The 23,248-nt window shown below is 66.0% G+C and carries 19 protein-coding genes, 1 tRNA gene and 1 pseudogene; 7 read left to right on the forward strand and 14 right to left on the reverse strand.

What is annotated here, in order from left to right; translation table 11 throughout:
- Positions 1 to 54: 54 nt before the first annotated feature.
- The gene (locus V5F78_RS09230; RefSeq protein ID WP_394071750.1) at positions 55 to 1,182 is read right to left on the reverse strand and encodes an MFS transporter; all 1,128 of its coding nucleotides are present in this window, start codon (positions 1,180 to 1,182) and stop codon (positions 55 to 57) included.
- A 151-nt stretch (positions 1,183 to 1,333) separates the two neighbouring features.
- On the opposite strand from V5F78_RS09230, the gene V5F78_RS09235 reads away from it, so the two are divergent.
- Together V5F78_RS09235 and V5F78_RS09240 are read left to right on the forward strand one after the other, a co-directional pair.
- On the forward strand, positions 1,334 to 2,263 hold the full coding sequence (locus tag V5F78_RS09235; protein ID WP_394071749.1) for a LysR substrate-binding domain-containing protein: 930 nt from the start codon (positions 1,334 to 1,336) through the stop codon (positions 2,261 to 2,263).
- A 103-nt stretch (positions 2,264 to 2,366) separates the two neighbouring features.
- A pseudogene (locus V5F78_RS09240) lies at positions 2,367 to 2,590 on the forward strand (UvrD-helicase domain-containing protein); the annotation flags it as partial.
- Between the two features lie 36 nt (positions 2,591 to 2,626).
- Here V5F78_RS09240 and V5F78_RS09245 read toward each other — a convergent pair.
- From V5F78_RS09245 to V5F78_RS09265, 5 genes are all read right to left on the reverse strand, one after another.
- Positions 2,627 to 4,099: a protein adenylyltransferase SelO gene (locus tag V5F78_RS09245; RefSeq protein ID WP_394071748.1), complete on the reverse strand. Its 1,473-nt coding sequence runs from the start codon at positions 4,097 to 4,099 to the stop codon at positions 2,627 to 2,629.
- Positions 4,100 to 4,986: 887 nt separating this feature from the next.
- Positions 4,987 to 5,078 (reverse strand) — tRNA-Ser (locus tag V5F78_RS09250).
- A gap of 64 nt (positions 5,079 to 5,142) precedes the next feature.
- On the reverse strand, positions 5,143 to 5,556 hold the full coding sequence (locus tag V5F78_RS09255; RefSeq protein ID WP_394071747.1) for a DUF6165 family protein: 414 nt from the start codon (positions 5,554 to 5,556) through the stop codon (positions 5,143 to 5,145).
- Positions 5,543 to 7,534: a tetratricopeptide repeat protein gene (locus V5F78_RS09260; protein ID WP_394071746.1), complete on the reverse strand. Its 1,992-nt coding sequence runs from the start codon at positions 7,532 to 7,534 to the stop codon at positions 5,543 to 5,545. The genes V5F78_RS09255 and V5F78_RS09260 overlap by 14 nt, the downstream gene beginning before the upstream one ends.
- 127 nt (positions 7,535 to 7,661) lie before the next feature.
- Entirely contained in the window at positions 7,662 to 8,366 is a 705-nt protein-coding gene (locus V5F78_RS09265; protein WP_394071745.1) for a glutathione S-transferase N-terminal domain-containing protein, read from the reverse strand.
- Between the two features lie 301 nt (positions 8,367 to 8,667).
- Between V5F78_RS09265 and V5F78_RS09270 the strand changes: the two genes are divergently transcribed.
- The 4 genes from V5F78_RS09270 (at position 8,668) to V5F78_RS09285 (ending at position 12,366) form a co-directional block, all read left to right on the forward strand.
- Positions 8,668 to 9,798 (forward strand): TRAP transporter substrate-binding protein, encoded by a 1,131-nt coding sequence (locus V5F78_RS09270; protein WP_394071744.1) that lies wholly within the window; start codon positions 8,668 to 8,670, stop codon positions 9,796 to 9,798.
- Positions 9,799 to 9,970: 172 nt separating this feature from the next.
- Positions 9,971 to 10,570 (forward strand): TRAP transporter small permease subunit, encoded by a 600-nt coding sequence (locus V5F78_RS09275; RefSeq protein ID WP_394071743.1) that lies wholly within the window; start codon positions 9,971 to 9,973, stop codon positions 10,568 to 10,570.
- Positions 10,570 to 11,895: a TRAP transporter large permease gene (locus tag V5F78_RS09280; RefSeq protein ID WP_394071742.1), complete on the forward strand. Its 1,326-nt coding sequence runs from the start codon at positions 10,570 to 10,572 to the stop codon at positions 11,893 to 11,895. Before V5F78_RS09275 ends, V5F78_RS09280 begins: the two co-directional genes overlap by 1 nt.
- 6 nt (positions 11,896 to 11,901) lie before the next feature.
- Positions 11,902 to 12,366 carry a DUF488 domain-containing protein gene (locus tag V5F78_RS09285; protein ID WP_394071741.1) on the forward strand — a complete coding sequence of 155 codons (465 nt, stop codon included), beginning with the start codon at positions 11,902 to 11,904 and terminating at the stop codon, positions 12,364 to 12,366.
- 59 nt (positions 12,367 to 12,425) lie between these two features.
- Here the strand turns inward: V5F78_RS09285 and V5F78_RS09290 are convergent, their stop codons facing one another.
- From V5F78_RS09290 to V5F78_RS09305, 4 genes are all read right to left on the reverse strand, one after another.
- Positions 12,426 to 13,625, reverse strand: a complete 1,200-nt coding sequence (locus V5F78_RS09290; RefSeq protein ID WP_394071740.1) for an MFS transporter — start codon at positions 13,623 to 13,625, stop codon at positions 12,426 to 12,428.
- 102 nt (positions 13,626 to 13,727) lie between these two features.
- Positions 13,728 to 15,413: an NTP transferase domain-containing protein gene (locus V5F78_RS09295; RefSeq protein WP_394071739.1), complete on the reverse strand. Its 1,686-nt coding sequence runs from the start codon at positions 15,411 to 15,413 to the stop codon at positions 13,728 to 13,730.
- A complete protein-coding gene (locus V5F78_RS09300; RefSeq protein ID WP_394071738.1) occupies positions 15,410 to 16,120 on the reverse strand; it encodes an XdhC family protein in 711 nt (236 codons plus the stop codon). The genes V5F78_RS09295 and V5F78_RS09300 overlap by 4 nt, the downstream gene beginning before the upstream one ends.
- Before the next feature lie 38 nt (positions 16,121 to 16,158).
- A complete protein-coding gene (locus V5F78_RS09305; RefSeq protein ID WP_394071737.1) occupies positions 16,159 to 16,482 on the reverse strand; it encodes an XdhC family protein in 324 nt (107 codons plus the stop codon).
- Between the two features lie 117 nt (positions 16,483 to 16,599).
- Between V5F78_RS09305 and V5F78_RS09310 the strand changes: the two genes are divergently transcribed.
- Positions 16,600 to 17,646 (forward strand): lysine-2,3-aminomutase-like protein, encoded by a 1,047-nt coding sequence (locus V5F78_RS09310; protein WP_394071736.1) that lies wholly within the window; start codon positions 16,600 to 16,602, stop codon positions 17,644 to 17,646.
- On the opposite strand, the gene V5F78_RS09315 is transcribed toward V5F78_RS09310, so the two are convergent.
- From V5F78_RS09315 to V5F78_RS09330, 4 genes are all read right to left on the reverse strand, one after another.
- A complete protein-coding gene (locus tag V5F78_RS09315; protein WP_394071735.1) occupies positions 17,616 to 18,866 on the reverse strand; it encodes a vWA domain-containing protein in 1,251 nt (416 codons plus the stop codon). The genes V5F78_RS09310 and V5F78_RS09315 overlap by 31 nt on opposite strands.
- On the reverse strand, positions 18,863 to 19,783 hold the full coding sequence (locus tag V5F78_RS09320) for an AAA family ATPase (RefSeq protein ID WP_394071734.1): 921 nt from the start codon (positions 19,781 to 19,783) through the stop codon (positions 18,863 to 18,865). Before V5F78_RS09320 ends, V5F78_RS09315 begins: the two co-directional genes overlap by 4 nt.
- 159 nt (positions 19,784 to 19,942) lie before the next feature.
- The gene (locus V5F78_RS09325) at positions 19,943 to 20,743 is read right to left on the reverse strand and encodes an FAD binding domain-containing protein (RefSeq protein WP_394071733.1); all 801 of its coding nucleotides are present in this window, start codon (positions 20,741 to 20,743) and stop codon (positions 19,943 to 19,945) included.
- A gap of 12 nt (positions 20,744 to 20,755) precedes the next feature.
- Positions 20,756 to 23,146, reverse strand: a complete 2,391-nt coding sequence (locus tag V5F78_RS09330; RefSeq protein ID WP_394071732.1) for a xanthine dehydrogenase family protein molybdopterin-binding subunit — start codon at positions 23,144 to 23,146, stop codon at positions 20,756 to 20,758.
- Positions 23,147 to 23,248: the final 102 nt, after the last annotated feature.

A 23,248-nucleotide genomic window follows, 5' to 3' on the forward strand; every position in this document is an offset into this window, starting at 1 on the left:
TTCCTTCTCGAAGCCTCACGCGGCGCGGGCCTGCATAGGACTGACGGCCGCCGCTCACCGTCCTGCCAGCCGTGGACCGAGGGCAAGGGCGAGCGGCAGATTGAAGAGCGCCACGGCCGCGGTGCCCAGCGTCGCGATGACGGGGCCAGCCTGGTCGCCGATCGCGCCGAACAGCAGCGGCGACAACGCCCCGGACCCGATCACGCCCGTATAGAAGATGGCGAAGGCGCGCTCGGTCCGGCCAGCGGGCGCCAGTTCCGGCACGGTGCCGTAGAGCACCGAGGAGGTGCCGTTCAAAGTCAGCCCAAGCAGCGGCAGGATCATCAGCAGCGGCAGAAGCGGCAGGACAGCGGCTAGCGCGATCATGAGAGCGGTAAGGCCCTCGGTGGTCAGGGTAACGCCGACGACGCCCCAGCGCTGGGCGAGCCAACCGCAGGCGAGCTTGCCCGCGGCGCCGCCCAGGAAAACCAGGGCGAGCGCCGTCCCGATGAGCGGTTGCGACGCGCCTTTCAGCTGCAGCAGAAACGGCAGGAAGGTGAGGAAGCCCATGCGCACCCCCGTGTCGACCATCCCGATGGAGAGCAGCAGCGGAAAACCACGACCGCTGCGCCCCGACATTCGGGGGAGCGAGGCGGAAGGCGGAGGCGCCGGCTCGATTCTCGGCATGAACAAAGTGAGCAGCACAGCGACGGCAACGCCCGCAAGCGCCAGCAGCCAGAGCGCGGGCCGCCACGGCGCGATGGCAAGGCCGAGGGACAGCGCGGCGGGAATGATGGCCTTGCCCAGGTCGCCCGTGAAATTATAGGTGCCGAGCGGCCCGCGCGCCGCCGTTCCATAGGCGCGCGCCACCGCGCTGGAGGCGATCGGATGCTGGACGCTGGAGCCGGCGCCGGAGACGAGCAGCGCGGCATACAGGCCCATGGCCCCGCCGCTGAAGCCGGCCAGGGCATAGCCGGCCGCGGCGAGCACCGTCCCGAGGATCAACACCCCCCGTCCGCCGACATGGTCGGCGAGCCAGCTCGCCGGCACCTGCAGTGTGGCCATGGCGCCGGCATAGAGACCGCGCAGCAGCGCGAGCGCAACATAATCGAGCCCAAACTCGGCCCGCCACACGGGAAGGAGCACGTAGATGGCGTCGGTGTATCCGTCGTGCAGTGCGTGCGCGAGCCCGGAAAGGGCCAAAGTGCGCCTGCGGGTCGGCGGCGCACAGGGTTGCCCCGGGGAGGTGGTGGTGGAAGCAATGTTGGATGAATTTGTCACCTCACGACTGTGCGCCTGTTAGAATGCGCGGCGCAAACCACTAATTCGCGGCACCGACGTCAGATAAACTCACATGAGAGCCCCCTCCAAAGATCGACCTCTGCCCCCTCTGAACGCCGTGCGCGCGTTCGAGGCTGCAGCGCGCCGGTCGAGCTTCAAGGACGCCGCTGCGGAGCTCGGCGTCACCCATGGCGCGGTCAGCCGGCAGATCCGGCTTCTGGAGGAGTGGCTCGGCCCGCCGGCGCTGTTCCGCCGCCTGAGCCACGGCGTTGCCCTCACAACCGAGGGGCGGGCGCTGCTCGGCGAAATCCAGCCTGCGCTTGAGCGCATCGCCCGGGCGGCGGCGATGCACGGCAGGGAAGCCAGCGGAACGGTGGTGCTCAAGGTCAATGCCCTCGCCACCTTCAGCTTGCGCTGGCTGGTGCCGAAGCTCGGCCGGCTGCGGGAGGCGCATCCCGACATCGCCATCGAGCTGACGACCGGCAGCGAGCCGGTTGACGGGCTGGCCGGCGACTATGACCTGATCATTCGCGGCGGACCGGACGCCTTCCACGGCTTCGAGGCGTGCCTGCTGCTCCCGGAGAGACGGCTCCCCGCTTGCAGCCCCGCGCTATTGCAACGCCAGCCGCTGGACGAGGTGGGGGATTTGGCGCGGCACACGCTTTTCCACGTCGCCAGCATGCCCAGGCTCTGGCGCGACTGGCTGGCGAAGGCCGGGCATGGTTCTCTCGAACCAGAGGCGATGCTGACGCTGGATCATTTCTATCTGTCGATCCAGGCCGCCGTGGACGGCCTCGGGGTGGCAATGGCACCGTCCACCCTGATAGAGGACGACCTGCGCGCCGGGCGGTTGATAACGCCCTTTCCACACCTCTGGCTGCCATCGCGCAGCTACTTCGCCTACACCCCGATCGGCTCGCCACTGCGCGGCGCCAGCGACAGAGTATGCACCTGGATCGAAGCCTTCGATGGCGCTGCCGCCTCGCAAATCGGCGAGCAGTAAAGATCGACCATCTTAATAACCGTTTCTGGCGCGAAAACCCCGTTGCGAGCATAACGGGATCTAGGAACCTCCACGCACCGACGCTGGTGCGGGAAGTGAATCTTTGGCCGCGACCGCTGAGTATCTTGATGCCCTCAATCTGCAGATACGGCAGGCGACCGAACATGTGGCGTCACGCGAGCAGTCTTCTGCCGCGACGCCCTTATTGATCATCGCCGGAGGCGCGTCGGGCAAGACGAATACCCCGGCGCACTATGTCGCCCTCTCATCGTCAAGGGCGCTGACCCGCGTCGCATCCTGCTCGTGATCTTCTCCCACCGAGCCGCCAGAAGGGCGCCGTCTCCTCGCAGGCAGGAAACAGCGTTACGTACCACAGAATGTCCGCAGGACCTGTTCATCCGGACGCGGCGGCGCTTCGTAAACCGCATCTCCGGGCTGGCCCGAATAGGGCGTGGCCAGGACGCGGACGAGATCATGAAATGGCGCATAGTCGCTCTCATCCACGGCCGCGCGGATCACGGATTCGATCTGGTGATTGCGCGGGATGAAACGCGGATTGACCTGAAGCATGGTGCGCGCCCTCTCCTGCGGGGATACAGGGTCCCGCAGCAGACGCGTCTTGTATCGATCGTACCAAGCCTCGAGACGTTTGGGATCGGAGTACAGGTCAGCCAGGCCGAGGGGAGCACTTTCATCTGCGGGCAGCCGTGACAGGCTTCGGAACGTGAGGGTGAAGTCCGCTTGTCCCTCGCGCATTGCCTCCAGGAGATCCTCGATAAGGTCGGCGTCCTCGGGCTTTTCGGTCGAGAGCCCGAGCTTCTCCCGCATCCGGCGCAGGTGGGCCACTTCGAACAATTCCTTGAAACCGCCGAGCATCTCCTGCGCGGCCACGAGCGCTCGGTCCGGGTTCTCATGGATCAGAGGCAACAGGGCTTCGGCCAGCCGCGCCAAGTTCCAGGCTGCGACGCGGGGCTGGTTGCCGAAGGCGTAGCGGCCGAATTCGTCGATCGAACTGAACACCTTTGCCGGATCGTAGGTGTCCAGGAAGGCACAGGGGCCGTAGTCGATGGTCTCGCCCGAAATCGCCATGTTGTCGGTGTTCATCACGCCGTGGATGAAGCCCAGCGACATCCACTGCGCGACGAGGCTTGCCTGTGCGCGGACCACATGATCGAACAGGGCAAGGTATCGATTGTCGGCGTCGGCGGCATCGGGGAAATGCCGTGCGATGACATAGTCCGCCAGACTGTGGAGCGTCGCGGCGTCACCGCGTGCGGCGGCATACTGAAACGTCCCCACCCGGATGTGGCTCGAGGCGACGCGGGTGAGAACAGCGCCCGGAAGCCCGGTCTCGCGCTGTACCCGGTCGCCGGTGGCGACGGCCGCAAGAGCGCGCGTAGTGGGGACGCCGAGGGCGGCCATCGCCTCGCTGACGATGTATTCGCGCAGGACTGACCCCAGGGCCGCGCGCCCGTCGCCCCGTCGCGAATAGGGCGTGCGCCCCGCTCCCTTCAGCTGGATGTCACGCCGCGTGCCGCTCCGGTCCACCACCTCCCCAAGGAGGACGGCGCGACCGTCCCCGAGCCGGGGAACGAAATTGCCGAACTGATGTCCGGCATAGGCGAGCGCGATCGGCATGGACGCGTTCACGACCGTATTTCCAGAGAGCGTTGCGAGGCCGTCTGCGCTCCGCAGCCATTGCGTGTCCAGGCCCAGTTCCTCTGCCAACTCGTCATTCAGCCGGATCAGGACCGGCTGCCGGACGGCGGTCGGGTTGACGGCTGAGTAGAGGCTCTCTGGAAGCGAGCTGAAAGTGCTCTCGAACGCAATCGCCATGACCGGACCAGTCTGCTGTGGCTTTCGTAATCCGCATAGATGGGCACGGGCGGCAAACCGGACAACCACCGGCGCCGCCTCGCAGCCCGTGGGGTCCTTCGGAACCGCAGACATCACCCGCACGAAAAGCGAAGGGCCGACCTTTTCGGGGACGGCCCTTCCATTGTCCTGCCTGGAATGGGCAGCTCAGGCGAACCCGGCCCCCGGGGCGGAGGTCTTGCTCATGAGGACTGCCACGTGCGGCAAGTGACAATGAGACATCTGACCACCTCCTTTCAGTTGTTGAACGATGCTCAGGATGTGGTGACGCGCTTTCCGATGTCAATGGACGCTGCGCAAAGGCTCGAAGCGCGATCCAGCTGGTCTGCGCCTCCCATCCTGTGGTCCGCGCTGGTTGGTAATCCAAGCGCAGGAGAATCGCCTGCCATGTCGCGCGCAACCGCGCTTGCGGACCAAATCGAGGCCGAATTGGCCAAGTGCCTTAAAGAAGCGTTGAAGGACTCCGGCAGCAACTCTGCTATCGCAAAGCTCGCCGACGAGGTTTCGCAGGCCCAGGTCCAGGCAGCGCTGAAGAACACCTCGGGGCTGCCTCCACCCGCAGTGCCTCCGAAGCGGAAGAGCCAACCAAGCCGCTCCGCGCGCTACTCGTCAGTGGCGATGCGACGATTGAAAAGCTCGCGGCCGGAAATCCGCAAAGGAATGGTGATGGCTCGCGACGAGCTGGCGGTGTGGCTTTCACCCTGCCCAGTGCGTGGCCCTCGTTTTGTCGCCGCTCTCGTTCCCACGTGTTCGTGTCTACTCAGACGCACGCGATGGATTGCCTATGGAGCTCAGGTTCACCCAAATCGTATTTTTTTGTTTATACTGAAGGGCTTAGCCAAAATATGTGGCGGAGACGGAGGGATTCGAACCCTCGAGACCCTTTTGGGGGTCTGCTCATTTAGCAAACGAGTGCCTTCAGCCTCTCGGCCACGTCTCCATTGCGCTCACGTATGCCGAACGAAAGACGGCTTTGCAAGCCGCCGCCGCCCTTGTCCTCGCAATTAAGTGCCGGCGTAGGATTTCTCTTCCACGAACAGCGAGCCGGAACGAGTGTTGATTTCCTTCTTGATCGCCGCCCGCCGATCATTGGTCACATAGACCGCGCGCGCCAGTTCCACGAACTTGGCGTCAAAGCGTTTTTCCGCTTCGAGCTCGCGCAGCGCGTCCTCGATCTCCCACAGCGTCTCGTTCACGCGCTTGATTTCGGCGCTCAGCGCCTCGAACCCGGCGCTCAACGCATGCATGTCCCGCAGCCGCGCCAGCGCGGTCAGCTCCCGCACCACATTGGCGCGCTTCGCCGGATCGGAGATGCGTTCCGCCTTGATTTCCAGAATGGTGATCTTGTCGATCAGCTCGCCTGCGGACACCGGGGCGAGAATCTCTACCGGCGCCGGCACAGCTTCACTTGGGCTCATGATTTTCCGCCTTACCCATCTCCACCCCAGCCGCGATCGCGGTGAACACGCCGCCCCACTGTCCCGGCTGCTCCTGGCGCACGACACGCACCGAGGGATAGAATACGTTTTCCGCGCCGTCGCCAGAAAAGGCAAAATGGGTTGCTCCGCTCGCCGCGAGCAGCACCGGGCGGTTCATTGCGGCCGCAAGGTGCGCCAGCGGCGCGTCGACACTGACGAGCAGGTCCAGGTGATGGAGCAGCGCAGCGCTGTCGAGGAACGTGCCATCCGCGTCAAAATCGCTCTCAAGGCGCAGAATGCGCCCGCGGAACGGCACGCGATCCATCTGCGCCGCCGACGGGCCCTGCTGAAGCCCCACAAGTCGCACACCCTCGATCGCGGCGAGCGGCGCAAACGCGTCCAGCTGAGCGCTGCGCAGAGGCTCGACGCGGCCAGCATCCTCGCTTTGCCAATGGATTCCGATCACGAGATCGCCGGCGGAACGCGCATGGCTCCAGGCTGAAAGGCGCTCCGGCGCCGCATGGAGATAGGGCACGCGCGGCCACAGAGCCGGATCGGGCGCAATAAGCTGAGGCAAGCTTGCCAGGGCGACCCCCAAGAGCCCCTCTTCCGCCGGATCAATCTGCGCCGCCTCGGGCAAGACCACGACACGGGGATCAAGGGACGCGAACAGTGCGGCATCAGCCGGTTCGGCAACCAGAAGGCGCGGCTCGATGCCTCGGTCGGCCAGCAGAGGCAGCAGGCGAGCCAGGGCGATCGTATCGGAAAGCCGTTCGCCGGCGGCGACAACGAGGACGCGCGGGCTCCCCGTGCCATCCCAGATCCCGACGTTGCGCGCCGCGAGACGGGCACGCGCCGACTGCGCCGCGGCATCGAGTGCGGCCCAGACTTCGGCCCAGGCACCGCGCGCCAGCGCCTCGTTCGCGCTGGCATCGAGCGCGTGGGCGTTGTGAGCGTCGAGGTGCAGAGCCTTGTCGACGGCGGCCCGGGCATCGCCGCGCGCGCCGAGATGGGTCAGGAGGCGGGCGCGGGCCAGCAGGGCCTCGGTGAAAGGCTGCTCCTTCGCCAGCAAGGCGTCGAGATCTTCCAGCGCGCCCTCGGCATCGCCCAGGCCCTCGCGCGCCATGCCCCGTTCGAACAAGGCGGCCGAATCGCCCGGCATGGCCTCAAGCACGGCGGCGCTTTGCTGGTGCGCCTCCGCAAAGGCGCCGAGCCGGCGCAGGAGAAAAGCGTAACGCAAACGAAAATCCGGACGCTGCGGGGCGCGTTGCACCGTCTGCTCATAGGCCGCGCACGCGCCCTCCAGATCGCCGAGCAGAAAACAGCACTCGCCCAGCAGATGGTGCGCATCGACGAAGTCGGGGGCCAAGCTTATGGCTTGCTCGGCAGAGGCACGCGCCTCGGCGGCGGCGCCGCGCTCGAGCAGGATGAAGCCCTTGTTGACGGGGTGGACCGGCGACCAGGGCTGCAATTCCAGCAACCGTTCGCAATCGGCGAGCGCCGCCTCGGGATGGCCCGCACGCACCAGGGCGACGGAACGGTTGGCAAGCGCCTCCACCGCCAACGGGTCGAGTTCCAACACCCGCGAATAGGCCTTGGCGGCGGCCTCGTGGCGATCCAGCGCGCCGAGCGCATTGGCCGCCTGGAAATGGGCCTCGCCCAATTGGGGCGCGAGCTTGATGGCGCGCTCGGCAGCGGCAAGCGCCTTCTCGAACTGGCCGACGCCCTGGAGCGCGACAGCCAGCAGAATCGCCGCGTGAGGATCCTTCGGCACGAGATTGGCGGTGCGCCGTGCGCTCGGCAGGGCCTCGTCCGCATGGCCGGCCTGGATCAGCGCCATGGCCAGCATACGATGGGCGTCGACCAGGGCAGGCTGTAGCTGCACCGCGAGGCGGAATCCCTCGATTGCCTTGTCCATTTGCCCCGCCCGGGCGAACGCAGAGGCTTGGCCAAGTATGGTGCGCGGATCGGGCGACATGGAAAAAGCAACTCCTGGACCTTGCTGCCGTGCATGGTCCGAATGCCCGTCCACGGGCGCCGGGGCCACTGGCGACGGTCGCATCTAAGCCGACCCCGCGCAAAAAGCGAGGGGGAGGCTTACGCCTTCATCGTGCGCGCTGCCCGAACAGGATGCTCTGGGCTTCCTTGTCCTTGGAAAGGTCCGGCTTGCGTTCCTCGGCGCTCACCGCAAGGCCGCGCTGAACAGCGGGGCGCATCTTCACGGTTTCAAGCCAGCGCTGGAAATGAGGGAATTCCTCGATCTTCTGGCCCTGGCGTTCCCAGAGCTTCGCCCAGCCGACGCAGGCCATATCGGCGATGGAATAGTCGCCCGCCAGGAATTCGCGATCCTTCAGGCGCGTGTTCATCACGCCATAGAGGCGATGCACCTCATTGGTGTAGCGATCAATGGCATACGGGATCTTCTCGGGCGCATAGATGCGGAAATGGTGAGCCTGCCCGGCCATGGGGCCGAGGCCGCCCATCTGCCAGAACAGCCACTCGTCCACCTCCACCCGCTTGCGCTCCTCGGCGGGATAGAATTTGCCGGTCTTGCGGCCGAGATATTGCAGAATCGCGCCCGACTCGAACACCGAGATCGGCGCGCCGTCCGGGCCGTTGGGATCAAGGATCGCGGGGATCTTGTTGTTGGGTGAAATGGCGAGAAATTCCGGCTTGAACTGATCCCCCTTCCCGATGTTCACCAGCTTCACGGTGTAGGGCAGTTCGCATTCCTCGAGCATGATGGCGATCTTCCACCCGTTGGGGGTGGGCCAGTAATGAAGCTCGATGGGTTGCTGGATTTCGGCCATTTCAATGCTCCCCGCTCGACCGGGCAGACCCGGCGAAGGCGGATACAGGTATTCCGCCGCGCGCCTCGCGGCAAGTATCGCGCGCGCGTCGCACCCCGGTCCGGCAAAAATGCGCCTTGCTGATCCCCGATCCAGGCTGCGCGGGCCGACTTGGGCCGGCGGTCCGAATATTTTTGATCGGACTAGACTAAAGTCTATTGCCGTAACGGCATGACGTAGCGTCTGCTAAGGCGTTCGGGGGAATGGTGCGCCAACACCGCAATGGTTCCAAAGAGAGCCGTACCCCCTTAGGGAGGATACATTGACCGACACTTCCAAAGTGAATGATTCCGCGCGTCCCTCGCGACGCGGCTTTCTCACGGCAGCGGCCGCAACTGCGGCGGGCGCCGCCGTCATCGCAGCCCCGGCCGTCCATGCCCAGGCGCCGATCAAGCTGAAATTCCAATCCACCTGGCCGAACAAGGACATCTTCCACGAATTCGCGGGCGATTTTGTTCGCTATGTGAACCAGATGGCCGGTGGGCGCGTGGAACTGGAGCTGCTCGCCGCTGGCGCGGTGGTTCCCGCATTCCAGGTGCTGGACGCGGTCAGCTCCGGCATCATCGACGGCGGACATGGCGTTTCCGCCTATTGGTACGGGAAGAACAAGGCGTTCTCCTTGTTCGGCACGGCGCCCGCCTTCGGCTGGGATGCCGACGAACTACTCGGCTGGGTGCGGTATGGCGGCGGTCAGCAATTGTACGACGAGCTGACCCAGCAGATCCTCAAGCTGAATGTCGTGGGCATGCTCACAGGGCCGATGCCGACGCAGCCCCTCGGCTGGTTCAAGGCGGAGATCACGAGCCCCGACCAGATGAAGGGCATGAAGTACCGCACCGTGGGCCTGGGCGCCGACCTGTTCAAGGAAATGGGAGTCGCGGTCACCATCGTGCCGGGTGGCGAAATCGTGCCGGCCATGGACCGTGGCCTGCTGGAAGGCGCGGAGTTCAACAATCCCTCCTCCGACACCGTGCTCGGCTTCCCCGACGTGTCCAAGGTCTACATGGTGCAGAGCTATCACCAGGCCCTGGAATGCTTTGAGGTCCTGTTCAACAAGGCCAAGTTCGAGAGCCTGCCCAAAGATGTGCAGGCGATCATCCGCGGCGCTTCGGACGCGGCCTCCTCGGACATGATGTGGAAGGCGCAGGACCGCTATTCCAAGGATCTCGAGGCGCTCAAGGCGCGCGGCGTGAAGGTCATCACGACGCCGAAATCGGTGCTGGAAGCCCAGCTCAACGCCTGGGACAAGGTGATCGCCAATCTCTCCGCGGACCCGTTCTTCAAAAAGGTGGTCGACAGCCAGATGGCGTGGGCCAAGCGCGTGGTCGGCTTCCGCCTGCAATATGAGGCGGATAGCGCTTTCGCCTACAACCACTTCTTCCAGAAGGCCTGACGCCGGCGCGACACCGCGCGCCGGGCGCCCGCGCCGCGCCTGCGAAGCTGCAACCGCCCCTGGCCAGCGCCATGGGCGGTTGCGCGCATGAGGCACGGACAGGCGCGTCGTGGCGCGTGCATCGCGATGACGAGGGGCACCGTCATGGCTGCCGAAGCGGAGAATTCGCGCAATGCAAGCGTTTCTGATCGGTATAGATAAGTTAAATACCTTTGTTGGAAAGCTGTTCGCCTGGGTCATCGTCATCCTGACCGCCGCCATCTGCTACGAAGTCTTTTGCAGATATGTGCTGCGATCCCCCACCTCGTGGGCTTATGACGTCTCCTACATCCTGTACGGCACTTTGTTCATGATGGCGGGCGCCTACACGCTTTCGCGCAACGGCCATGTGCGCGGTGACTTTCTGTATCGCAACTGGCCGCCGAAGCGGCAGGCTGCGGTCGATCTGGTGCTCTATTTCCTGTTCTATTTCCCCGGGATTATCGCGCTCATCTACGCGGGCTGGGGCTATTTCTATCTCTCCTACCTGCTCAACGAACATTCCTCTTTCTCGCCCGACGGCCCGATGATCTGGCCCTTTAAAGGGCTCATTCCCATCACCGGCGTCCTAATGTTCCTGCAGGGCGTGGTCGAGGTGATCCGTTGCATCATCACCTTGCGGACCGGAGTCTGGCCCGATCGACTGCACGATGTCGAGGAGATGGAAAAGCTCATTCTTGAAGACGCGGCCAACAAGACGGATGCCGAAGCCATCGGCAAGGGGGCACTGTGATGTTTTTATCGGATCCCGCCCTCGGCATTTTGATGCTCGTTCTGTTCCTCGTCTTCCTCATGCTCGGCTTTCCCATCGCCTTTACGCTCATGGCGCTCGGCGTTGGATTTGGATACATCACGCGCGGCGATACGGTGTTTCAATTGTTCGTCCAACGCACCTACAGCGTCATGGCGAACGACGTCCTGATCTCGATCCCCCTGTTCCTGTTCATGGGCTATGTGGTGGAACGGGCCAACATCCTCGATCGCCTGTTTCGGGCGATCCAGCTGGCGGCAGGCTGGGTGCCGGGATCGCTCGCGGTTGCGACCCTGATCACCTGCGCCATGTTCGCGACTGCCACCGGCATCGTCGGAGCGGTGGTCACGCTCATGGGCCTGCTGGCCTTTCCGGCCATGCTGCGGGCTGGCTACGACACCAAGATCGCCGCCGGCGTGGTGTGCGCGGGTGGTTGCCTCGGCATTCTGATCCCGCCCAGCGTGATGCTCATTCTCTACGGCGCCACCGCCGGCGTTTCGGTGGTGAAGCTGTATGCCGCCGCGTTTTTGCCCGGCCTCATGCTGACCGGGCTTTACATGGGCTATGTCATCATCCGCGCAATGCTGAACCCGGCGCTCGCGCCGAAGCTTCCGCCGGAAGCGAAGGCGCGCTCGTTCGGAGAGATCGCGTTCGCCCTGGCGAGCTCGTTCTTTCCCCTGGCGATCCTCATCAGTGGCGTGCTCGGGGCGATCATCTTCGGCCTCGCAACGCCGTCCGAGGCAGCGGCCATCGGCGCGGCGGGCGCTGTCCTGCTCGCTCTCGCCTATCGCACCTTCTCCGTGAACAAGCTGAAGGAGAGCGTATTCCTCACTGCGCGCGCCTCGGCCATGGTGTGCTGGCTGTTCGTCGGCTCGGCGGTGTTCTCGGCGGTGTTCGCATTGCTGGGCGGACAGAGGGTGGTCGAGGAATTCATCCTCGCGCTCAACCTCGGGCCCATCGGCTTCCTGCTGCTGACCCAAGCCATCATCTTCGTGCTGGGCTGGCCGCTGGAATGGACCGAGATCATCGTGATCTTCCTGCCCATCTTCCTGCCGCTTCTGGACGACTTCGGCGTGGACCCGATCTTCTTCGGCATCCTGGTCGCGCTTAACCTCCAGACCTCGTTCCTGTCGCCGCCAGTCGCGATGGCACCCTTCTATCTGAAGGGAGTGGCACCGAAGAACGTCTCCATCGACCAGATCTTCTCCGGCGTCATGCCCTTCCTCTATCTCGTCATTTTCGCAATGATCATGCTTTATGTGTTCCCTGGCATCGCGCTGTGGTTGCCGAAGGCGCTCTACGGATGAGGATCAATGGCGAACACCAAGGCGACCGAACTCTTCACCGTCGGCTATGAGCAAACGACGTCCGGCGCGTTTCAGGACACCCTGACCCGCGCCGGCGTCGATCTGCTGGTGGACGTGCGCGCGGTGGCCGCCTCGCGCCGTCTGGGCTTTTCGAAAACCGCGCTGGCCGCAGGTATCGCGGAGCGCGGCATCGCCTATGTGCATTTGCGGCCGCTAGGCACCCCGAAGGAGGGCCGGCTTGCGGCGCGCTCCGGAGACCACGATACGCTGATGCGGATCTATGACGCCCATATCGCCACGGACCAGGGCCGCGCGGCGCTGGAGGAGCTGGCGACGCTCGCCCAGGGCCGCCGCATCTGCCTCATGTGCTATGAGCGCCACGTGGAAGGCTGCCACCGCTTACGCCTCGCGCAATTTCTCTGTGAACGGCTCGACCTGCCCGTGACGCACCTCATACCCGAGCCGTTCTGACCGCCCTGGCAGCTTCCGCCCGACGGCGCTCTGAGACCCGCGGGCTCTGAGCCGTGGTATCAGGCCCGCGTGCGCGGCAAGCTCATCACGAGCCCGAACGAGAGCAGGCAGCCAATCGCACCCGCGAGGAACATGGAGCCATAGCCGAAGGCCGCTACCAGAATCCCCGCGACCGGACCGGTGACGCCGAGGGCGATGTCGAAGAAGGCGAGGAAGCCGCCGACCGCAAGGCCCCGGCTTTCCGCCGGCACGCGCCGCACCGCCTCGACGCCCAAAGCGGGAAAGATCAGCGAGAAGCCGATCCCCGACAGGGCGGCGCCGGCCAGCGCGAGGCCAGGTCCGGAGGCGATCCACAGCATGATCTGCGCCGCAGCCAGGATCAGCAGCGACACCGCGGCCACGCCGCGGCCGCCGATCCGGTCCGGCAGATGCGCCAGGAACAGGCGCACCCCGATATAGGTCCCGCCAAACAGGAACAGCCCCGCCCCGGCATGAGGCCAGCCACGGCTGGCGAACACCAGCGCCAGGAACGTGGCCAGCACCGCGAACGGCGCCGTCGCGAGCGCCAGAGCCACGCCGTGGCGCCAGATCAGCCCCAGCACATGGTGAAAGCCGAGCCTGCGCCCGGGCATCGTGGGCACGGCGGCCACCAGGAACACCATGGGCAGGGCCACCAGCGGCGCTATGGCCGCCACCGCCGCCACGCCGGCAAAGCCATAGACGGCATGGATGGCGAGCCCGATGGGCGCACCCATGCCGATGGCGGCATAGAGCGCGATACCCTGCCAGGCCATGACCCGCCCGGTATTGGCAAGGCCGACGCGGCCGATGCCCCAGGCCATGGTGCCGGTGAGGAACAGGCTTTCCGCAAGGCCGAGGCACAACCTTCCGGCCGTCAGCACGCCGAGGCTTGCAAAGGGCGTCGATATCTGGAGGGAGCCGAGATAGAGCAACCCGGCCACCACGGCGAGCGGCAGGCCCACCACCACGGCCATCTTGGCGCCGTAGCGATCGACCGCTGATCCGGCGAACTGTCGCGTGAGCAAGGTTGCAAAGGACTGGATGCCGACGGCAAGGCCCGCCGTTGCGATGCTGAAGCCAAGCGTGTCGTGCACGTGCAGCGCCAGCACGGGCAAAGGCACCGCGATCGCAAGGGCGCTGAAGAACACGACCCACACCAGCGGCAGCAGGCGCAGCAAAACCGTGCGGGACGACAAGGGCACGAGCTCGGAATCGGGGGAATTGGGAGGATTTAACATCACATCGCGCTTTCAGGCAGGGCGGCCAATGTGGCCGCACCACGTTGCGCGTTGGTTGACGTCAGACGCTTACGGAGGGAATTCACCCTCGTGGCGGGAGGTCTAAGACTTGGCATGGTGCAGGTCAAGAGCATCGGTCCCTTGCGCCGGCAGCTCTCCGGGGGCGTGCTCGGGAACCTGAGCGCGGGCACGCGACAGCGCCTCCGGCGTGTCCACGTCGAGGAATGCGCCGGGCCCCTCGACCTCAATCTCCACCACCGCCTCAGCGTGCGCGGCGATCAGATGTCGGGCACCCACGTCCCCTTCCAGTTTGGCCAGGGCATCGAAAAAACGGCGATCCCACAGCACGGGATTGCCGCGTCGGCCATCGGCGACCGGCAGCACGATCAAGCGACCCGCATCGGGATCGAACGCCTCCACAAGAGTGTCGAGGATCTGCGGCCCCACCAGCGGCATGTCGCCAAGCATCACCAAGGCCGCCCCTGCCCCGTCCGGCACCGCCGAGATGCCGGCGCGCACGGAGGTGGACAAGCCCTCGGCAAAGGCGGGGTTATGGACGAATGTCACTGGCAGGCCGGCGAGGATGCGTTCCACCCGCGCGCGCTCATGCCCGGTCACCACCAGCACCGAGGATGCCCGCGATGCGAGTGCGGCCTCGACCACGCGGCGCACGACCGGCCGGCCGCCCACCTCCTCCAGCAGCTTGTTGGGACCGCCCATGCGCGTGCCCCGGCCCGCCGCCAGCACGATGGCGGCCACGGGCGGCTTTTCCTCCGCCATATCCTCACTCCCGGCTCCACCGCGCGGTTGCGGCCGCGTGATGATTTCGCCCAACAGGCCGCCGACTCCCCAGCCGCCGATGTCCGATGCCGTGAGCGGCACATCCGCGAGGCATCGCATCAGCACCCAGTCGAAGCCGTTTTCCTTCGGGCTGCGCGCGCACCCTGGCGCGCCAAGCACCGGAATGCCGTCGAGGACGCCCAACATCAGGAGATTGCCCGGATCCACGGGCATGCCGAGCCGCTCCACCCGGCCACCAGCCGCTTCGAGGGCGGCGGGAATAACGTCGCGCCGATCGACGATTGCGGATGCGCCGAACACAATGATGCATTCGGCCCCTTCAGCCCGCACCCGCTCGATCGCGACGGCCAGTTCTGGAGCCGCGTGCGGCACGCGCAGATCAGCGCAGAGCGCGGCGCCAGCCGGCGTCAGGCGTTGGCGCGTCACGCGCAGGGTCTTTTCCACCACCTTGTCGGCCAGGCCCGGAAGCAGGGTGGAAATCATCGCCACCCGCCGGCGACGGAACGGAGCGATACGAACCGCCGGCCGCGCCAGCGCCCGCGCCGATTCCATCAATTCCGGGGAGATGGCGTAGGGTATGATCTTCACCGTCGCCACCATGTCGCCCTCGGCGATGGCGCGGAACGGCTCCAGCGTGGCGAAGGTCACCGCTTCGTCCAACGCATTCAGCGCATCGACGATCGCGCGGTCGATTTGCAAGATCCCGGCGTGCGTGGCGAACAGATTGGCGCGGCCGGTGAACGCGGCGGCCGCGCGCAGCCCATCGCCGCCCAGGCATGCGGCAAGGCGATTGGCGGCGGCATCCTCCGAGACGTCTCCCGCCTCAAGCTGGGCCACGACCACTTCGGCCAGCCCCGCCGCCTGGAGTGCCGTAATCTCATCCGGCCCAATCCGCGCGCCCTTTTTCAGGGTGAAATGCTCCGTCCGCACGGAATGGGCGAGGATGGCCCCCTGCGCCAGCGCCGGTGGGACGGGTCCGAATTTCACGCCGCAGCCTCGGTCCTGGCCGGTGCAAGGCTGCCCTTGCGCAGTGCGCCGATGATCTGGGCGAGAACAGAGACCGCGATCTCCTCCGGGCTCGCCGCGCCGATGTCGAGCCCGATGGGGGCATGGATGCGGCCGATCTCCTCTTGCGAGACCCCGAGCGCGGAAAGACGCTCCACGCGCTTGGCATGGGTGCGCCGCGAGCCGAGGGCTCCGACATAAAAACAGCCGGCCTTGAGCGCGGCTTGGAGCGCCGGTTCGTCGATCTTCGGATCATGGGTCAGAGCCGCGACGGCCGTAAAGGCGTCGAGGGTCACTTCCTTCAGCGCCTCATCCGGCCATTTGGCGATCACGGTCGTATCCGGAAAGCGCTCGGGCGTTGCAAAGGCGGTGCGCGGGTCGATGACGGTGAGGTCATAGCCGGCGATCCGGGCGAGCGGCGCCAGCGCCTGGGAGATATGGACTGCCCCGATCGCCACGATGCGCGGGGGCGGCACCTGAACCGTCAGGAAGACCCGGCCATTCGGCGTTTCAAGGATGCCGCTCTTGCCGCTGGCCAGCGCGGCGCGCAGCGACGGTTCAAGCGCATCGCCCGAGACGGCTTCGCCGGCCACCAGCCGCTGCACCCCGGTTTCAAGTTCGGTGACAAGCACGGCGGCGCGGCGAGCGGCGCGCGCGGCGGTGAGCTGGGCGAGGATTTCGAGGTTCATGATCGCGCTTCCTAAGCTGCGGGAGAGGGCGACGGCGCTCAGTCCACCCGCTCGACATAGACGCGGATCGCGCCGCCGCAGGAGAGCCCCACGCGCCACGCTGTTTCGTCGGCAACGCCGAACTCCAGGATGCGCGGCTTGCCGGATTCAATGACGTCCATCGCCTCGCTGACCACCGCGCCTTCCACGCACCCGCCGGAGACGGAGCCGAGGAATCCGCCATCCTGGTCCACGGCCAGATGGCTGCCCACCGGGCGGGGCGCTGAACCCCAGGTCTCCAGGACGGTCGCGAGCGCGACCTTCTTGCCTTCGCGGCGCCAGCGCAGGGCGCCTTCGAGGACATCCTCGTTCGAGCTGGTCATGGAATCCTCCTGCGGAGTACGATTCTGGCAATCAAGCCGCGTTACCTATATAGGGGCGGCCCCCGCGTATTGAGCCTTCAGACGCCACATCACGGAAAATTTCCGTCGGAAACTCTTATGTCCACCCTGCGCACCGCCGACGACATCATCGCGGCCGGCCTCGTCCCGGAGGCGCGGCGGGAGGAGCTGGATCGGGTCGGGGCGCGCTATGCGGTGGCGATCACGCCCGACCTTGCGGCATTGATCGCGCCCGACGATCTCGCGGACCCCATCGCGCGCCAGTTCGTGCCGGACCGGGCCGAACTGGATGTGCAGCCGATGGAATTGGCGGATCCCATTGGCGATGAAGCCCATTCGCCCGTGCCGGGCATCGTGCACCGCTATCCGGACCGGGTCTTGCTGAAACTGGTGAGCGTCTGCGCCGTCTATTGCCGCTTCTGCTTCCGGCGCGAGATGGTGGGGCCGGGCGGGGATGCCGCGCTCAGCCCGGCGCAATTCGATGCGGCCCTCGCCTATATCGCGGCCACCCCGGCGATCTGGGAAGTGATCCTCACAGGGGGCGACCCGTTCATGGTCTCGCCGCGCCGCATGGCCGAGGTGGTGCAGCGCCTCGCTGCCATCAACCACGTGAAGGTGGTGCGCTTCCACACGCGCGTGCCGATCGCCGCGCCCGAGCGGATCAGCGATCCGCTGATCTCTGCCCTGAAGGCTCCGGGCGTCGCCTCCTATGTTGTGGTCCATGCCAATCACGCGCGCGAACTCCAGCCGAGCGCGCGCGCGGCGTTGGCGCAAATCGTGGATGCTGGCATCCCGGTGCTGTCGCAATCGGTGCTGCTCAAGGGCGTGAACGATGACGCGCAGGCATTGACCGACCTGTTTCGCGCCCTCGTGGAATGCCGGGTGAAGCCTTATTACCTGCATCATCCCGATCTTGCGCCCGGCACGGCCCATTTCCGATTGCCGATTGCCACCGGCGCAGAATTGATGCGCGCCCTTCGCGGCCGCGTTTCGGGCGTCGCATTGCCCACTTATGTGCTCGACATCCCCGGCGGCTACGGCAAGGTCCCGCTGACTCCGGGCTATCTTGAGCCCGGCGGGGGGGCGGTGCGCGATCATTGCGGGGACGTGCACGCTTATCCGCCCGCCATGGCGGAGGAAGCGTGAGGCAGGACGCCGCGCGCGTGTGGACGCCGCGCAAGCGCATCCGTCTCCTCGGCGAGCGCCGTTACCAGAGATTCCAGGCTCGCCAGATTATGCACCGGGCGGAAGGCATCCACGTGAGGCAACATGGCCCGGATTCCGCGCGCCTTCGGCTCGAAACGGTCGTAGCGCAGCAAGGGATTGAGCCAGATCAGCCGGTGGCCGGACCGCCGCAGGCGATCCATCTCCACATCGAGCATGGCGTCGGCGTCGCGCTCCAGCCCGTCGGTGATCAGCAGGACGATGGGATTTTGTCCCATGACGCGGCGCGACCAGATCTTGTTGAAGGCCCGCAGCGAGGCGGCAATGCGCGTGCCGCCGGACCAGTCCCGCGCCGCCTGGCCGGCCTTCTCCAGGGCCTCGTCCGGATCGCGATGGCGCAGCACGCGCGTGACATTGGTGAGCCGCGTGCCGAACAGGAACGTGTGAACTCGCCCGCGCCGTTCCGTCAGTGCATGGAGGAAATGCAGCACCGGCCGCGAATAGTCCGCCATCGAGCCTGAAATATCCACCAGCGCCACCACCGGCCGCGGACGCGCCTGCGGCCCGCGCCTGCGTAAGGCCATGAAGGCGCCTCCGCTCGCCAGCGAGGCCCGCAGGGACGCTCTCAGGTCTAACGTCGTGCCTTTTCGGTCCGCCTTCAGGCGGCGGGTCGCGATCTCATTGTCGGGAAGACGCAGGCGAGCGATGCGGCGACGCGCCAGCGCCAGTTCCTCGGCGGTCATCTGGGCGAAATCCTTGGTCCGCAGCACATCCGTGCTGGAGGCGCTGAAATGGGCCTCCACTTCGATCTCGCTCTTCTTGGTGCGGTGCTCGCGGCCGACGCCGGCAAACAGCGCATCCTCCACGCGCTTGCGCACTTTCGGCTTGTCCTTCGCCTCGGCCCCGGGCGCGGGCGGCGAGAGCATGGCGATCAGTCGCTCGGACTGCGCGCGCCGCCGCCAGAACAGCTCGAACGCCTGGTCGAAGATTTCCTGATGCTCGTGGCGGCTGACGAACACCGCCCGCAGCACATTGTAGAAATCCTCCCGCGCACCGACGCCCGCGACACCCACCGCCCGCACCGCATCCAGCACCGTGCCGGGCCCGACCGGAAGACCCGCGGCGCGAAGCGCGCGGCCGAAATAAGCGATATTGTGCGAAAGTCGGCCCTCGCTCCCGGCCGCCGGAGCGGCGCCGCTCATTCGCGCGGCCGCAGGGCCTCGCGCGTTTCCGCGATCAGCCGTTCGATCCGCCCGGCATCGGTGCCGGCGATGTCGTCCTGATATTTTAAGAGCACGCCGAGCGTATCTCCCACCACGGCGGGATCGAGCGCCGCAGCATCAAGTTCCACCAGAGCCGACGCCCAGTCGAGAGTTTCCGCGACACCGGGCACCTTGAACACGTCTTCCTTCCGCAGCGCCTGGACAAACGCCACCACCTCGCGCGACAGGCGCTCGGGCAAGCCCGGCAGGCGCGCCCTCAGGATTGCCAGTTCGCGCTCCGCCGTCGGGTAATCGACCCAATGATAGAGACAGCGGCGCTTCAGGGCGTCATGGATTTCGCGGGTGCGGTTGGAGGTGAGGATGATCAATGGTGGATGGGGTGCCTTGATGGTTCCAAGTTCCGGGATGGTCACCTGAAAATCGGAAAGCACTTCCAGCAGGAACGCCTCGAACGCCTCGTCGGTGCGGTCCAGCTCGTCCACCAGCAGCACCGGCGGGCCGGCGGGATCGGGCATCAACGCATCCAGCAGCGGCCGGCGCAGCAGATAGCGTTCTGAGAACACATCGGAGGCGATAGCGCCCTTGTCGCTCTCCCCGGCGGCTTCCGCGAGGCGGATCGCGATCATCTGCGCGGCATAGTTCCATTCGTAGACGGCGGCGGAAAGATCGAGTCCCTCATAGCATTGCAGACGGATTAGCCGCCGCCCCAATGCCTTCGCAAGCGTACGCGCCACCTCCGTCTTGCCGACGCCAGCCTCGCCCTCCAGGAGCAGCGGGCGGCCCATGCGCAGCGCCAGGAACAAGACCGTCGCAAGCGCCCGGTCGGGCACATAACCGGCGCCTGAGAGAAGGGTTTCTGTCGCATCAATTGAGGAGGGAAGCGCAACAGCGGTCATGGGGCCAGCCTAGGTCTCAGCATTCACTCTTGTCCCGATGCTGTGGCTGGCCTTGCCGATTTTCGCAAGCGTACACCCGCCGATCGACAGCGCCCGAACGGCGCCGAACCGACCAGAATGTAGGTGACCTAGCGGGGAAACGCCGGGCTGGCCGGCGCATCAGCCGGCGATTGCCGCCACCGCGCGCTTGGCCATGACCTTGACGAGTTGCGCGCGATATTCCGCACTGCCGTGAAGGTCCGCCATGACGTCGGACGGATCGAGCGTCAGCGCGTCCAGCGCAGACGGGGAGAAATCCGCCGCCAGGGCCGCTTCCGCATCGCTCCAGCGGAATACGCCGCCCTGCCCGGCTCCGGTCACCGCGACGCGGACGTCGCCCTCACGTGTGGCCACGAACACGCCTGCCATGGCATAGCGCGAGGCGGGATTGCGGAACTTGCGATATGCCGCGCGCGCGCCCACGGGAAATTCCACCGCGAGGATCACCTCATCCTCGGCCAAGGCGGTTTCGAACAGGCCGGTGAAGAAATCCTCGGCGGCAATGCGGCGGGCGCTGGTGACGATGGTGGCGCCGAGCGCGAGGCAGGCGGCGGGATAGTCGGCGGTGGGATCATTATTGGCAATGGACCCGCCGATGGTGCCGCGGTTGCGCACTGCCGGATCGCCGATCAGCCCGGCAAGCTCCGCCAATGCGGGAATGGCTTCCGCCACCATGGGCGACGCCGCCACGTCCGCATGGCGCGTCATGGCCCCGATGGTCAGGAAATACTGGCTTTGCTCGATGCGACTCAGCTCGGGAATGGCCGCAAGATCCACCAGGACCGCCGGCTGGGCGAGCCGCTGCTTGAGGGTCGGCAGCAAGGTCTGGCCACCCGCCAGCAGCTTCACGTCCTCGCCCGCTTGCAGCGCGGCGAGGGCTTCATCGAGGCCGGCGGGGCGCTGATAATCGAAGGCATACATGGTGCGTCTCCCTCACTCGGCCGCGCGGCGGGCGATCTGGCCCTGCGCGATCTTCCACAGCGTCGCGGGCGTCGCCGGCATGGGTATATCCTCCGTGCCGAGCGCATCCGTCAAAGCATTGATGACGGCCGGCGGCGCTGCGATCGCGCCGGCCTCCCCGCAGCCCTTCATGCCGAGCGGATTGGACGGGCAGCGCGTTTCCGTCATGTCGACGACGAACGAGGGCAGATCGCCAGCGCGGGGCATGGTGTAGTCCATGTAGGAGCCGGTCAGCAATTGGCCGTCGGCATCATAGCGCACGCCTTCCAGCAGCGCCTGGCCCACGCCCTGGGCGATGCCGCCGTGGACCTGCCCTTCCACGATCATCGGATTGATGATGGAGCCGAAATCGTCGACCGCCACCCATTTGATGATTTCCGTCGTCCCGGTCTCGGGATCCACCTCGAGTTCGCAGATATGGCAGCCGGCGGGAAAGGTGAAATTGACGGGGTCGTAGAATGCCCCTTCCTTCAGCCCCGGCTCGATCTCCGAGGTGGGGAATTTGTGCGCCACATAAGCGTTCAGCGCCACCGCGGCAAAGGCAAGCGAACGGTCGGTGCCGCTCACGGTGAAATGGCCGTCCTTGAACTCGATGTCGCCTTCCGAGGCCTCGAGGATGTGGGCGGCGATCTTCTTCGCCTTGGCCTCCACCTTGTCCAACGCCTTTGAGATGGCGGACATGCCCACCGCTCCAGAGCGTGAACCATAAGTGCCCATGCCGAACTGCACCTTGTCGGTGTCGCCATGGACGATGGTCACCTGGTCGATGGGAATGCCGAGGCGAGCGGAAACCAGCTGGGCGAAGGTTGTCTCATGGCCTTGGCCGTGGCTGTGAGAGCCGGTGAGCACCTCCACATTCCCGGTGGGATTCACACGCACCTCGGCGCTTTCCCACAGGCCGACGCCCGCACCCAGCGAGCCCACGGCAGCGGAGGGAGCGATGCCGCAGGCTTCGATATAATTGGAAAGCCCGATGCCGCGCAGCTTCCCGCGCCTGGCGGCTTCCGCCTTGCGGGCCGGGAAATTGGCATAGTCCGCCAGTTCCAGCGCCTTATCGAGCGAGGCCGCATAGCCGCCGATATCGTAGGACAGGATCACCGGCGTCTGATGCGGAAAGCTCGTGATGAAATTGCGCCGCCGGAACTCGGCCGAATCCTGCCCGATCTCACGCGCCGCCTTCTCCACGATGCGCTCCACCAGGAAGGTCGCTTCCGGGCGGCCGGCACCACGATAGGCATCCACCGGCGCGGTGTTGGTATAGACCGCGTCGACCTCGCAATAGATGGCCGGGATATCATACTGGCCGGACAGCAGCGTCGCGTAGAGATAGGTCGGCACGCAGGACGCGAAGGTGGAGAGATAGGCCCCCATATTGGCGGTGGTCTTGACCCGGAAGCCGATGATCTTGCCCTCGGCATCGAGCGCCAGTTCGCCATGGGTGATGTGATCGCGCCCATGGGCGTCGCACAGGAAGGCCTCGGAGCGGTCGCAGGTCCATTTCACCGGCCGGCCGACCCGCTTTGAGGCCCAGGCGCAGACCGTCTCTTCCGCATAGATGAAAATCTTTGAGCCGAAGCCGCCGCCCACGTCCGGCGCGATGACCCGCAGCTTGTTCTCGGGCGCAAGACCCACGAAAGCGGACAGCACGAGGCGCGCCACGTGCGGGTTCTGGCTGGTGGTCCACAGCGTGTAGGCTTCATCGCCCGCATCATATTCGCCGATGGCCGCGCGCGGCTCCATGGGATTGGGGGCGAGGCGATTGTTCACCAGGTCGATGGTCGTCACATGCGCAGCGCGGGCGAAGGCGGCCTCCGTGGCCGCCTTGTCGCCCAGTTCCCATTCGAAGGCGGTGTTGTGCGGCGCCTCGTCATGGATCTGCGCCGTGCCGGCGGCCTGCGCCGATCCGAGATCCGCGGCGGCAGGAAGCACCTCGTAGTCCACCTCGATCGCGGCGGCGGCGTCCTTGGCGGCATTCAGTGTCTCGCCGATCACCACCGCCACATGGTCGCCCACGTAGCGCACCTTGTCCTTGGCGAGCGCGGGGTGGTGACCCGCCTTCATGGGCGAACCGTCCTTGGAATGGATCATCCACCCGCAGATCAGGCCGCGAATACCGTCATCCGCCAGATCCTGGCCCGTGAGGATCGCAACCACGCCCGGCATGGCGGCGGCGGCGGTCGTGTCGATGCCGCGAATACCTGCATGCGCATAAGGTGAACGCAGGAAATAGGCGTGGGTCTGCCCGGGCCGGGCGAGATCGTCGGTGTAGCGGCCCTTGCCGGTGATGAAGCGGCGGTCTTCCTTGCGGCGCACCGGCGCGCCGAGCGGCGTCACCTTGCTGGAATCGAAGCTGTTGGCGTTCATGGCGTCCTCCCTGGGGGACTGGCGGAACTTGAACTCCGGGCAGAGCGCTCGCGTCTTGGCGGCCAGCGTCGCGGCACCGGGCATGGACAACCGGGCACAGGC

It is taken from the genome of Roseixanthobacter glucoisosaccharinicivorans (genome assembly GCF_043195095.2).
GTDB lineage: Bacteria > Pseudomonadota > Alphaproteobacteria > Rhizobiales > Xanthobacteraceae > NCEH01.